We start from the raw sequence: 12,764 nt of genomic DNA on the forward strand, positions 1-12,764 counted from the left end.
AGCAGCAACACCTTGGGCGTGTCGTAAAAGAAAAACTGCAGCGAGCGCCCCAGGTGGCTGTGCGCATCCAGCGGCAGCGCCGCCACCAGCGCCTCTGAGGCCGGCACCAGCATCCGGTAGCCTACCCACCAAGCGAGCGCCGCCAGCACCACGAACACCACCGGATGCCGGGTGGGCCACTGCGAAATACGGGTTGCGACGATGGAGGTATTCATACCCCAGAAGACGAAACTTCTGCCAAAAGGATGCACATCAACACCGGCCGTCGCTCGCCCGCGTGTCGCGGGGCACGAAATCCTGCACATGCCCTTCGGCATCGAGCACCACCTGGCAAGCGGCCACCATCCGGGCACGCAGCCGCTGCCGGGCACGCTGCACGCGCGACTTGGCCGCTGGCAACGACAGGCCCAGGCGCTCGGCCAACTCGCGCTGGCTGATGCCCTGCAGGTCACACAGCTCGATGGCTTGGCGGTCCTGCGGATCGAGCTCGGCCAGCACACGCGGCAGACAGGTCTGCGCCAACAGATCGACGGGATCCACCGCGGCGTCGGGCTCAGGCACAGCGTCTATATCGACAGGCAGCGGCTCGTGCGTACGCAAGGTGCGCAAGCGGTCGGTCAACGTATTGCGCGCAACTTCATAAAACCAGGCACGGGGTTGCGCGATCCGCTCGAAGCCGTCGGCATGTCGCCATGCCTTGAGGAACACTTCCTGCAACAAATCGTCCACCTCGGACGCCAGCGGCCAGCGCGCCGCTAGCCAGCGGCGCAACTCGCCCTCATGACGCGCCCACGCGGCGAGCAGGGTAGGCATGGTGCCCGCGCCTTCAGGGGGCCAGGCGTTCCAGCCCGCCCAGGTAGGGGCGCAACGCCTCGGGCACGGTGATGGAGCCGTCGGCGTTTTGATAATTCTCCAGCACCGCCACCAGCGCCCGACCCACCGCGAGCCCAGAGCCGTTGAGCGTGTGCACCAACTCGGTCTTGCCCTGCGCGTTGCGAAAGCGCGCCTGCAGCCGCCGGGCCTGAAACGCTTCACAGTTGCTCACCGAGCTGATTTCGCGGTACGTACCCTGCGCCGGCAGCCATACCTCCAGGTCATGCGTGCGCGCGGCGCCAAACCCCATGTCGCCCGTGCACAGCAGCACCACGCGGTAGGGCAGCCCCAGCCGTTGCAGGATGGCTTCGGCATGCGCCGTCATCGCCTCCAGCGCGGCGTGGCTGTGCTGCGGGTGCACGATCTGCACCATCTCCACCTTGTCGAACTGGTGCTGCCGGATCAGCCCGCGCGTGTCGCGCCCGGCCGCCCCCGCCTCGGAGCGGAAACACGGCGTGTGCGCCGTCAGCTTGATGGGCAGGTCATCCTCGGCCAGGATGGTGTCGCGCACAAAGTTGGTCAACGTCACCTCGCTGGTGGGGATCAGGTACATCGCCCCGTCGTCCGCCCCTTCCGTGCCGCCCTTCTTCGCAGCAAACAGGTCGGCCTCGAACTTGGGCAACTGGCCCGTGCCGCGCAGCGTCTCGGCGTTGACGATGTAGGGCGTGTAGCACTCGGTGTAGCCGTGCTCGGTGGTTTGCACGTCCAGCATGAACTGCGCCAGCGCCCGATGCAGCCGGGCGATGGGGCCGCGCAGCACCGCAAAGCGCGCACCGCTGAGTTTGGCCGCCGTCTCGAAGTCCAGCCCCAGCCGCTCGCCCAACGCCACGTGGTCGCGCGGCTCGAACGGCAACGGCGCCGGATCCGCCCCCAGGCCGCCGGTGGGGCTCCAGCGGCGCAGCTCCACGTTGCCGCTTTCGTCAGGGCCCACGGGCACCTCGGGCTGCGGCAGGTTCGGCACCGCCAGCAGCAGCGCTTGCAGCTCGGCCTGAATCTGCTCCAGCCGCGCGGCCGATGCTTCCAGCTCGCCCTTGATGGCGCTCACCTCGGCCATCGCGGCCTCGGCCTCGGCGTGCTGGCCGCGGCCCTTGAGCTGGCCGATCTGTTTGGACAGACTGTTGCGGCGCGCCTGCAGCTCCTCGGTACGCACTTGCAGCGCTTTGCGCTCGTGCTCTAGTGCGGTGAAGGCGGCGACGTCCAGGTAGGGTTGCGGGGATTTGCGGGTTTCGAGCCGCGCGACGACGGCGTCGAGGTCGCGGCGCAGGGTGGCGATATCGAGCATGGTGGCGCAATTGTAGGCGGGGCGTTGCGCTAACATGTCCACGACCCATGCACCGACATAGGGAGAACACATGCCCCGCACCGCCAAGGCGCCTGCCGGTCAAGGCGCCCAGCTCGGCTTCGAAGCCGAACTCTTCAAAGCCGCCGACAAGCTGCGCGGCAACATGGAGCCCAGCGACTACAAGCACGTCGTGTTGGGCCTGATTTTTTTGAAATATATCTCGGACACCTTCGAGGCCAAGCATGCCGCCCTCATGGCCGAGGACCCGCTCGCCGCGGAGGACAAAGACGAATACACCGCCGACAACATCTTCTGGGTACCCAAGGAGGCGCGCTGGTCGCACCTACGCGCCAACGCCAAACATCCCGCCATCGGCGTGTTCATCGACGAGGCGATGCGCGCCATCGAAAAGGACAACGAGTCCCTCAAGGGCGTGCTGCCCAAGGACTACGCCCGCCCCGCGCTCAATAAGGTCATGCTGGGCGAGCTCATCGACCTGCTGTCAAACATCGGGCTGGGCGATGAAGCGCACCGCGCCAAGGACATCCTCGGACGCGTGTATGAATACTTCCTGGGCCAGTTCGCCGGGGCGGAGGGCAAGCGTGGCGGCGAGTTCTACACCCCGCGCTCGGTGGTGCGGGTGCTGGTCGAGATGCTCGAACCGTTCCGGGGCCGCGTCTATGACCCCTGCTGCGGCTCGGGCGGGATGTTCGTGCAGAGTGAAAAGTTCGTGCAGGAGCACGGCGGCCGCATCGGCGACATTGCCATCTACGGGCAGGAGAGCAACTACACCACCTGGCGGCTTTGCAAGATGAACCTCGCGGTGCGCAGCATCGATGCCGACATCCGCTGGAACAACGAAGGTAGCTTTCACAAGGACGAACTGCCCGACCTGCGCGCCGACTTCATCCTGGCCAACCCGCCGTTCAACATCTCCGACTGGGGTGGCGAGCGGCTGCGCGAGGACAAACGCTGGGTCTTTGGCGTGCCGCCCGTGGGCAATGCCAACTACGCATGGCTGCAGCACATTTGGTGGCACTTGGCGCCCAACGGCACGGCGGGCGTGGTGCTGGCCAACGGCTCGATGAGCTCCAACCAGTCCGGCGAGGGCGACATCCGCAAGGCGATGGTCGAGGCGGACGCGGTGGACTGCATGGTCGCGCTGCCGGGGCAGCTCTTTTATTCCACGCAGATTCCCGCCTGCCTGTGGTTTTTGGCCCGCAACAAAAACCCTGGCAAAGGCTGGCGCGACCGGCGCGGGCAGGTGCTGTTCATCGACGCCCGCAAGCTGGGCGTGCTGGTGGACCGCACCCGGCGCGAACTCACCGATGACGAGATCAAACGCATCGCCGACACCTACCACGCCTGGCGCGGCGAACCCGGCGCGGGCGAGTACGCCGACGTGCCGGGCTTCTGCAAATCCGCCACGCTGGAGGACATCCGCAAACACGGCCATGTCCTCACCCCCGGCCGCTATGTCGGCGCAGCGGAACAGGAAGACGACGGCGAACCCTTCGCCGAGAAGATGGCGCGGCTTTCGGCCCAATGGCGCGCGCAGCGGGACGAGGCGGCCAAGCTGGCTGCGGCGATCGAGGCGAATTTGCGGGCGTTCGGGTTCTGAGCGCTGCGTTGCATATGGCCGCCAAATCGCCCAATAATAAACGCTACGTTAACCAAGCGGCGCGCAAATGGCCATAAATAACGCAACCGCTAACAAGGCAGCCCGCGCCGGGCGCTACCTGCGCCAGCCCACGGGCTACCGGGCCTTCATTCCGGCACCCCTGCCGCCCGACCCGCCGCTCGACCTCGGCGGCGTCTTGCGCGACAAGCTCTCCGCCGCCGACTACGCGCTCGGCCGGCTCGATGGGGCGGTGCTCACGCTGCCCAATCCTGATCTCTTCGTCTTCATGTACGTGCGCAAGGAGGCCGTCCTCTCCAGCCAGATCGAGGGCACCCAGTCTTCGCTGCAGAACCTGCTGGCAGCCGAGGCGCAGCTCTTCGACCCCGACACACCCAAGGATGTGAATGAGGTGGCCAACTACGTGCGGGCCATGAACCACGGCTTGAACCGGCTGGCGGACCTGCCCTTCTCGGTGCGGCTGATCCGCGAAATCCACGCGCAGCTCATGCAGGGCGTGCGCGGCGGCCGCCTGCAACCGGGAGAGCTGCGCACCAGCCAGAACTGGATCGGCCCCGCCGGTTGCACGCTGGCCAACGCGACCTTCGTGCCCCCGCCGCCGCACGAGGTGCCGCAGGCGCTTTCCGATCTGGAGCGCTTCCTCCACGACGGCGGCGGCCTGCCCCCGCTGGTGCAGGTGGGCCTTGCCCACGCCCAGTTCGAGACCATCCACCCCTTCCTGGACGGCAACGGCCGCATCGGGCGGCTCTTGATCGCCTTCCTGCTCACCGAAAAACGGCTGCTGTCCAAACCTGTGCTCTACCTTTCCCACTACTTCAGGCAGCGCCGCAGCGAGTACTACGAACGCCTGCAGGCTGTGCGCGACGTCGGGGATTGGGAGGGGTGGCTCGCGTTCTTTCTCGATGGCGTCATCGACGTCAGCCAGCAGGCCACGCACACCGCCGCCGCGATCCTGCGCATGCGCGAGGACTACCGCGCCCGCATCACCGAGCATCTGGGCCGCGCCGCCGCCAACGGCCAACGCGTGATGGACCGCCTGTTCGACCACCCCATCGTTTCGGTGGCCACCGTGCGCGAATGGCTGGGGCTCACCCCGGCCGGGGCCAACCAGATCGTCTCCAGACTGGAAGGCATCGGCCTGTTGCGCGAAATCACCGGCTACGCCCGCAACCGGCGCTTCCGCTTCGAGCCGTATGTGCGGCTGTTCGAGGAGACGGGCGAGGGGGCGGTATGAGCGAGGCGGCGCGACGGGATGCGATGATCGAGGCGAATCTGAGGGAGGTTGGGGATGGTGGGTGAGTGGCGAGAGGCTACTGTGGGGGAGTTCACGCCATTTGATTACGGCAAAGGATTGCCTGAGCATCGGCGCAATCTTTCCGGCGAGGTTCCCGTTTTTGGCTCAAACGGTGTGGTCGGTTTTCACGATAAAGCTCTGACTTGTAGCCAGACGGTTATCATCGGGCGGAAGGGAACTGTCGGCGCTGTTCACTACAGCCCGAAACCATGCTGGCCTATTGATACTACTTTCTACGTGATCGATCCCGACCCGGACGTGCTTCGATTCAAGTACTACTTGTTGAAGTCCCTGGGCTTGGAGCACATGAATGCAGATAGCGCAGTGCCGGGATTAAACCGTGACGCAGCACACGCGCGCAAAATATTAGTGCCACACCTCCCCGAACAACGCACTATCGCCCACATCCTCGGCACGCTGGACGACAAGATCGAGCTCAACCGCAAGCAGAACGAAACGCTGGAGGCGATGGCCCGCGCCTTGTTCAAGGCCTGGTTCGTGGATTTCGAGCCGGTGCGCGCCAAGATGGAAGGCCGCTGGCAGCGCGGCCAGTCGCTGCCCGGCCTGCCCGCGCACCTCTACGACCTCTTCCCCGACCGGCTCGTCGAATCGGAGTTGGGGGAGATTCCGGAGGGGTGGGAAATGCGCTCCCTTGACTCGATTGCCAACTATCTAAACGGTCTTGCGCTACAGAAGTTCCCGCCGGAAAGCGACGACGAGTTTCTGCCGGTCATCAAGATTGCCCAGCTACGCGCAGGGAATACGGATGGTGCCGACCGTGCAAGCGCCCGAATCAAGCCTGAGTATGTTGTTGTCGATGGCGACGTATTGTTCTCATGGTCTGGCTCTCTGGAAGTGGTCATATGGTGTGGTGGGCGGGGGGCGTTGAATCAACACTTGTTCAAAATCACCTCCAATGAGGTGCCGAAGTGGTTTTACTACTACGCCACGCTCCATCACCTCCTGGCGTTCCGCGCAATTGCGGCTGGCAAAGCAACAACGATGGGACATATTCAACGCAAGCACCTCACGGATGCACGAATTGCTGTTGCCCCCTTGAGCGACATGAAAAACTTCGATGCGTTCATCTCACCTCTATTCGACCAAATGGTGAACATTGCCCAGCAATCCCGCACCCTCGCCCAACTCCGCGACACCCTGCTGTCCAAGCTGATCTCCGGCGAACTGCGGGTGAAGCACGCGGAACGTATCGTGGAGTCGGCAGTATGAACAAGAATACGCTTCCGAATAATAATTCAAACCGACGATCTATTCTCGATCTAACGCACGAAGAAGCGCGCACTTTCTTTCTCAAGCCGGAAAGCTATTGCAGTATGGACTTGCCGCCGTACATCGTCTTTGGCGATTTAATCAATAGTGTTCATCAAGAGCTTGATGGCAAGAAGCTGTCGGACCTAATGAAACCAAATCCGAGAGAGTTTGATGATGTTAATTACACAATTCTGCATAACAAGGATGGCAGGTATGCGTGGCGTCCATTTCAACTTATTCACCCGGCCATTTATGTTTCGCTTGGGAACCTCTGCACTACCCCGCCCACTCGTTCGTGGCGACGAGTTCAGGGTCAATATCGTTTCGTAGGATGGGATCGAAACAGATGCTGAACGGTTCTTGGGCTCCAGCAAGCCCCTTCGTGGGCCCTCTGCAGCCTCATCCGGCCCCAGTGAGCCCACTGCGGGCGCACTTATCCCGTCGCAGCCAGCAAGGCTTTGCGCGCCAGCCACAGATTGACCAGCGCAAACAGGACGTTGAGCTGCGCGCCGTTCTTGGCCAAGCCTCGATAGGGCGTCTTGCGGTAGCCAAACTGGCATTTGAGTACCCGAAACGGATGCTCACCCTTGGCACGAATGCGCGCCTTGGTGCGTTCCAAGGCATCCATCACCTGGCCAAGAAAAGTGCGCTTGTCCAATGCCCGGCGCTTGCCCGGCCGCATGGCCACGTGCCAAGCGACTTGCTTGCCCTGGTTTTCCGCTCGCTTGTCCACTCCCTGATAGCCCGCATCGGCAAAGACGTCGGTCTCTTGCCCGTGCAAGAGCCGATGCGCCTGCGTCACATCCGAGACGTTGGCAGCGGTGGCCACCACCGTGTGTACCAGCCCTGTCTCGGCGTCGACCCCAACGTGCGCTTTCATGCCGAAGTACCACTGGTTGCCCTTCTTCGTCTGGTGCATCTCAGGGTCGCGCTCACGGCGGGCGTTCTTGGTCGAGCTGGGAGCAGCAATGAGCGTGGCATCCACGATGGTGCCGCTCTTGAGCATGAGGCCACGCTCGGTCAGGATGCGATTGACCGTCTCGAGGATACGCTGGCTCAGGCCGTGTTGCTCCAGCAGGTGGCGAAAGCGCAGGATGGTGCTCTCATCCGGCACGACATCCACCCCCAGGTCCAGACCAACAAAGCTCGCCAGCAGCGGCGTGTCGTACAAGGCTTCCTCCACCGCCGGGTCCGACAGACCAAACCACTGCTGCAAAAAATGAATCCTCAGCAGCTTCTCTACCGCAAAGGGTGGCCGCCCACCCTTGGGACCCGCCTTCGGCGCATACGGCTCGATGAGTGCGACCAACTCTGCCCACGGCACCACACGGTCCATCTGCTCCAAAAACGCACGCTTGCGGGTGCGCTTGGCGCGCAGCTCAAAGCCCGTATACATCGGCGCCTCCAGACTCATCTGCTTCATGTCGCTATTGTCCCATCCCGGCAGTCTGGCAGGAAGGTTTTGCAGACCTTCCCTTGTGCACTCCATAACAGAGAAGGATAACTGGCAGCTGATTCGTGATCGTTTTCATGTTTTTTCCGAAAACGACAAAATTCGCTGCTTGAGCCTGCCCGTCATATCGTCATCGGAGCAAAAAGATCGCGCTGAACAGGTTTCCCACTGGTGGCAAGAAATCGAGCAGAGATCCATAGAGCTGGCGCTTGATTATGGTTATATGATTCAGACTGATGTCACAGACTGTTATGGTGCGATTTACACACATTCGATTGCGTGGGCGCTGCATACAAAACATGAAGCCAAGAAGATTGAAAACAGGAAAAAGTGGGGTCTCCTCGGCAACGTTATTGATCGGCATATCCAGGACATGCGGCACGGCCAGACCAATGGAATTCCGCAGGGTTCGGTCTTAATGGACTTCATCGCAGAGATGGTGCTCGGTTTTGCCGATCTTGAATTATCGAAACGCCTTAAGGAAGAGGGTATTGAAGATTTTCAGATACTTCGCTACCGAGACGACTACCGTGTTTTCGTTAACAGCCCGCAGGTCGGTGAGGCGATCATCAAGCATATTAGTGAGATAATCACTAGCCTGGGATTGAAGCTTAATGCCGCCAAGACGAACGCGAGCAACGACATCGTGCGCGCCTCAATCAAGAGTGACAAACTCGCGTGGATCTGCCGGAAGCAATCAGTCAAGAGCCTGCAGAAGCATTTGTTAATCATTCATGATCATGCGACTTGTTTCCCCAATTCGGGTAGTCTGGTAATTGCGCTAAACGAGTTTCACAAGCTTATTGCCGAAGCCAAATCTCTAGCGGTGAATCATTTGCCAATGATCGCTATCGTGGCTGATATTGCCTATCGTAACCCGAGAACTTACGCTATATGTGCGGCCTTACTGAGCAAGTTGCTCAGCTTCGTGGATGGCAACGACGAAAAACTGGCCATTGTCCGACGTATTCGGAAAAAATTTGCACAGCTACCTAATACCGGTCACATGCAGGTTTGGCTACAGCGTGTAACATTACCGCTCGACAAGAGCATCGATTACGAGGAGTCCCTTTGCGAGGTGGTGGCCGGAAGGAGTAAAACTCTTTGGAACAGCGAGTGGATTAGTTCGAAAAGCCTTAAGGAGGCCATGGTTGCGACCAAGATTGTGGATGCATCGGCTCGAAACGCAATTGACCCGGTTATCCCATTGAAGGAAGTGGAGCTGTTTATATCCAAGGTGACCGGGGGATATTACAAATGAGCGGCACGAACAGTATTCCCAGAGGGGAGGTACTGCTCTATGAATCGGGGGACGGCTCGGTGCAGGTAAACGTCCGGCTGGATCGGGAGTCGGTCTGGCTCACGCAGGAGCAGATGAGCGCGCTCTTCCACCGTGAGCGCTCGGTGATCACCAAGCACATCCGCAACGTGTTTGCGGAAGGGGAGCTGGAGCGGGAGGCAGTATGTGCAAAATTTGCACATACTGCCGCTGACGGTAAGACTTACCAGGTCGAGTACTACAACCTCGATGTCATTATCTCGGTCGGCTACCGGGTCAAGTCGCTGCAAGGCACCCGCTTCCGCCAGTGGGCCACGCGCGTGCTGCGCGAGCATCTGACCCGTGGGTTTTCGCTCGACCGCGCGCGCTTCGAGAAGAACGCCGCCGAGCTGGAAGCCGCATTGCAACTGGTGAAAAAGGCCGCCGCCGGCGAGGCCCTCACCGCCGATCAGGGGCGCGGGCTGGTGGACGTGATCGCCCGCTACACGCAAACCTTTCTGTGGCTGCAGCGCTATGACGAGGGGCTGCTGGCAGAACCCCAGGGCAGCCCCGGCGGCGTACTTCCCACGCTGGACGAAGCCCGCGCCGCGATCGCGCGGCTCAAGGCCGACCTGATGGCACGCGGCGAGGCCTCCGACCTGTTCGGGCGCGAGCGGGGCGATGCCTTCGCGGCGATTCTGGGCAACCTGGAGCAGACGGTGTTCGGCGAGCCGGCCTACCCCACGGTGGAGACCAAGGCGGCGCATCTGCTGTATTTCGTGATCAAGAACCACCCGTTTTCCGACGGCAACAAGCGCACTGGGGCGTTTTTGTTCGTCGATTTTCTGGCCCGCAACGGGCGGCTGATCCGCGCGGGCGAGCCGGTGATCAACGACGTGGGTCTGGCCGCGCTCGCGCTGCTGGTGGCCGAATCGGATGCCAAGAACAAGGACGTGATGATCCGCCTGATCGAAAACATGCTGGCGTTGCCGGTCACGCTAGGAGAACCGTAATGGCGTTTCTGTCGGAAGCCGCCCTCGAATCCGCGCTGATGGAGCAGCTGCACGCGCTGGGGTACGCCGTCGAGCGCGAGGAGGACATCGGCCCCGATGGACGCCGGCCGGAGCGGGAGAGTCACGATGAGGTCGTGCTCCGGAAGCGATTCGAGGACGCTGTCGCGCGGCTCAACCCCGACCTGCCACTGGCGGCGCGGCAGGAGGCGATCCGCAAGGTGACGCAGTCGGAACGGCCCTCGCTGCTCGAAGAAAACCGCCGCCTGCACAGACTGATGACGGAAGGCGTGGACGTCGAATACGACGCGGACGACGGCACGCTGACGGCGGGCAAGGTCGCGCTCATTGACTTCGAGCGCCCAGAGCGCAACGACTGGCTGGCGGTGCGCCAGTTCGTGGTGATCCACGGCCAGCACAAGCGGCGACCCGACGTGGTGGTGTTCGTCAACGGCCTGCCGCTGGCGGTGATCGAGCTCAAAGCGCCGGGCAGCGAAAACGCAACGCTCCTGGGCGCGTTCCACCAGTTGCAGACCTACAAGCAGCAGATTCCGCCGCTGTTTCACACCAACGCGCTGCTGGTGGCGTCCGATGGCATCGCCGCCCGGGTCGGGTCACTCTCGGCCGATTTCGAGCGCTTCATGCCGTGGCGCACCACCGACGGCACGGACGTTGCCCCGAAAGGGGCGCCGGAACTTTCGACATTGATTGAAGGCGTGTTCGAGCATCGCCGCCTGCTCGATCTGCTGCGCGATTTCACGGTATTTGCCAAGACCGGCGCGGGGCTGGTGAAGATCATCGCCGGCTACCACCAGTTCCATGCGGTCAAGAAGGCGGTGGAGCAAACCATCCGCGCGATGCCGCCCGCGAACCTTGTGCGGGAAGACCCGGCCCGCTATGGCCTGCCTTCGGTCAAGGATCAACGCCCGGGCGACCGCCGCGTCGGTGTCATCTGGCACACCCAAGGCTCCGGCAAAAGCCTGTTGATGGCGTTCTATGCGGGGCAGTTGGTCAAACACCCGGCACTGGAAAACCCCACGCTGGTGGTGCTGACCGACCGCAACGATCTGGACGACCAACTCTTTTCGACCTTCTCGATGTGCCGCGATTTGATCCGGCAGACGCCGGTGCAGGCCGAGGGGCGCGAACACCTGAAGGAACTGCTGAATCGCGCCTCGGGCGGGGTGATTTTCACGACGCTACAGAAGTTCGGCGAGATCAACGGGCCGCTCACCACGCGCCGCAATGTGGTCGTGATCGCGGATGAAGCGCATCGCAGCCAATACGGCTTCAAAGCCAAGGTGGACGCCAAGACGGGCGAAGTCTCCTACGGCTTTGCCAAATACCTGCGCGATGCGCTGCCGAACGCATCCTTCATCGGCTTTACCGGCACGCCGATCGAGGCGGCGGACGTCAACACCCCGGCGGTGTTCGGCCACTACATCGACATCTACGACATCAGCCGCGCGGTCGAGGATGGAGCGACGGTGCCGATCTACTACGAATCGCGGCTGGCGCGCATCGAACTCGCCGAGGACGAAAAGCCGAAGATCGATGCGGAAATCGAGGCGCTGCTGGAAGACGAGGAAGAGCCGACCCGCGAGCGCGTCAAGCAAAAATGGGCCACGGTGGAAGCGCTGGTGGGGGCCGACAAGCGCCTGCGGCTGGTGGCCGAGGACATCGTGCGCCACTTCGAAGACCGCGTCGCCGCGCTCGATGGCAAGGCGATGATCGTCTGCATGAGCCGGCGCATCTGCGTCAAGCTCTACGACGCGATCATCAGGCTGCGCCCGGACTGGCACAGCGACGATGACAACGCCGGCGTGGTGAAGATCGTGATGACGGGCGCAGCCAGCGACCCGCCCGAGTGGCAGCGGCACATCGGCAACAAGGCGCGGCGGGATTTGCTGGCCAAGCGTGCGCGCGATCCGAACGACCCCTTGAAGCTCGTGATCGTGCGCGATATGTGGCTGACCGGCTTCGATGCGCCGTGCATGCACACGATGTACGTGGACAAGCCCATGCGTGGCCACGGGCTGATGCAGGCCATCGCGCGGGTAAACCGCGTCTTTCGCGACAAGCCCGCCGGCTTGATCGTCGATTACATCGGCATTGCGCAGAACCTGAAAAACGCGCTGGCGCAGTATTCGCCGCGCGACCGCGAACAAACCGGCATCGACGAGGCCGAAGCGGTCGCGGTACTGCTGGAGAAAGTGGAGATCGTGCGCGCCATGTTCCACGGATTCGACTACCACCCAGCACTCACCGGCACGCCGCAGGCGCGGCTGGCGGTGCTGGCGGGGGCCATCGAGTGGATTCTGGATCAGCAGCATCGATGGGTCGCACAAGAGCACACGCCCGAGGGCAAGAAAGCGGCGCTGCGGCGCTTCCCCGACGCGGTGCTGGCCTTGTCCAAGGCGTTTGCCCTGGCCGCGGCCTCGGATGAGGCCCGCGCCATCCGCGAGGAAGTCGGCTTCTTCCAGGCCATCCGTGCCGCGCTGGTCAAGAGCGGCTCGGGCTCTGGCATCAGCCAACGGGAGCGCGAGTTGGCGATCCAGCAGATCGTCAGCCGGGCGGTGGTCTCGACCGAGATCGTCGATATCTTGAAGGCGGTGGGCATCAAGAACCCCGATATCTCCATCCTCTCGGATGAATTCCTCGCCGAAGTGCAGCAGATGGAGAA

General features: G+C 62.5%; 9 protein-coding genes and 1 pseudogene. 6 read left to right on the forward strand and 4 right to left on the reverse strand.

All coding sequences use genetic code 11. The features are described 5' to 3' along the window. The 3 genes and pseudogenes from Q0716_RS00005 to serS form a co-directional block, all read right to left on the reverse strand. Positions 1-215: pseudogene (locus Q0716_RS00005) on the reverse strand (permease); the annotation flags it as partial. A gap of 37 nt (positions 216-252) precedes the next feature. After that, positions 253-813, reverse strand: coding sequence for a sigma-70 family RNA polymerase sigma factor (locus tag Q0716_RS00010; RefSeq protein WP_299018316.1), 561 nt, complete (start codon positions 811-813; stop codon positions 253-255). Positions 814-826: 13 nt separating this feature from the next. Next, positions 827-2,155: a serine--tRNA ligase gene (gene serS, locus Q0716_RS00015; RefSeq protein ID WP_299018318.1), complete on the reverse strand. Its 1,329-nt coding sequence runs from the start codon at positions 2,153-2,155 to the stop codon at positions 827-829. 70 nt (positions 2,156-2,225) lie between these two features. Here serS and Q0716_RS00020 point away from each other — a divergent pair, with 70 nt between their 5' ends. The 3 genes from Q0716_RS00020 to Q0716_RS00030 all read left to right on the forward strand — a co-directional run bounded on the left by Q0716_RS00020 (position 2,226) and on the right by Q0716_RS00030 (position 6,318). Further along, positions 2,226-3,776, forward strand: a complete 1,551-nt coding sequence (locus Q0716_RS00020) for a class I SAM-dependent DNA methyltransferase (RefSeq protein ID WP_299018320.1) — start codon at positions 2,226-2,228, stop codon at positions 3,774-3,776. 67 nt (positions 3,777-3,843) lie between these two features. Next, positions 3,844-5,028, forward strand: coding sequence for a Fic family protein (locus tag Q0716_RS00025; protein ID WP_124224214.1), 1,185 nt, complete (start codon positions 3,844-3,846; stop codon positions 5,026-5,028). A gap of 54 nt (positions 5,029-5,082) precedes the next feature. Further along, the gene (locus Q0716_RS00030; RefSeq protein ID WP_299018324.1) at positions 5,083-6,318 is read left to right on the forward strand and encodes a restriction endonuclease subunit S; all 1,236 of its coding nucleotides are present in this window, start codon (positions 5,083-5,085) and stop codon (positions 6,316-6,318) included. 475 nt (positions 6,319-6,793) lie between these two features. On the opposite strand, the gene Q0716_RS00035 is transcribed toward Q0716_RS00030, so the two are convergent. Beyond that, positions 6,794-7,783, reverse strand: coding sequence for an IS5 family transposase (locus tag Q0716_RS00035; protein ID WP_066708478.1), 990 nt, complete (start codon positions 7,781-7,783; stop codon positions 6,794-6,796). On the opposite strand from Q0716_RS00035, the gene Q0716_RS00040 reads away from it, so the two are divergent. From Q0716_RS00040 to Q0716_RS00050, 3 genes are all read left to right on the forward strand, one after another. Continuing rightward, a complete protein-coding gene (locus tag Q0716_RS00040) occupies positions 7,782-9,074 on the forward strand; it encodes an RNA-directed DNA polymerase (RefSeq protein ID WP_299018327.1) in 1,293 nt (430 codons plus the stop codon). The two genes, Q0716_RS00035 and Q0716_RS00040, sit on opposite strands and share 2 nt — an antisense overlap. Then, entirely contained in the window at positions 9,071-10,084 is a 1,014-nt protein-coding gene (locus Q0716_RS00045; protein ID WP_299018329.1) for a virulence protein RhuM/Fic/DOC family protein, read from the forward strand. Before Q0716_RS00040 ends, Q0716_RS00045 begins: the two co-directional genes overlap by 4 nt. Further along, a partial coding sequence (locus tag Q0716_RS00050) for a type I restriction endonuclease subunit R (RefSeq protein WP_299018333.1) occupies positions 10,084-12,764 on the forward strand: 2,681 nt, incomplete at its 3' end. The genes Q0716_RS00045 and Q0716_RS00050, both read left to right, overlap by 1 nt.

The sequence above is a fragment of the uncultured Tepidimonas sp. genome (assembly GCF_938045175.1).
Lineage (GTDB): Bacteria > Pseudomonadota > Gammaproteobacteria > Burkholderiales > Burkholderiaceae_C > Tepidimonas.

Coding starts and splice junctions, on each gene's coding strand:
- Q0716_RS00040 (WP_299018327.1), top strand. CDS start 7,782: ATGTCGCTATTGTCCCATCCCGGCAGTCTGGCAGGAAGGTTTTGCAGA.
- Q0716_RS00045 (WP_299018329.1), top strand. CDS start 9,071: ATGAGCGGCACGAACAGTATTCCCAGAGGGGAGGTACTGCTCTATGAA.
- Q0716_RS00010 (WP_299018316.1), bottom strand. CDS start 813: ATGCCTACCCTGCTCGCCGCGTGGGCGCGTCATGAGGGCGAGTTGCGC.
- Q0716_RS00020 (WP_299018320.1), top strand. CDS start 2,226: ATGCCCCGCACCGCCAAGGCGCCTGCCGGTCAAGGCGCCCAGCTCGGC.
- Q0716_RS00025 (WP_124224214.1), top strand. CDS start 3,844: ATGGCCATAAATAACGCAACCGCTAACAAGGCAGCCCGCGCCGGGCGC.
- Q0716_RS00030 (WP_299018324.1), top strand. CDS start 5,083: ATGGTGGGTGAGTGGCGAGAGGCTACTGTGGGGGAGTTCACGCCATTT.
- serS (WP_299018318.1), bottom strand. CDS start 2,155: ATGCTCGATATCGCCACCCTGCGCCGCGACCTCGACGCCGTCGTCGCG.
- Q0716_RS00035 (WP_066708478.1), bottom strand. CDS start 7,783: ATGAAGCAGATGAGTCTGGAGGCGCCGATGTATACGGGCTTTGAGCTG.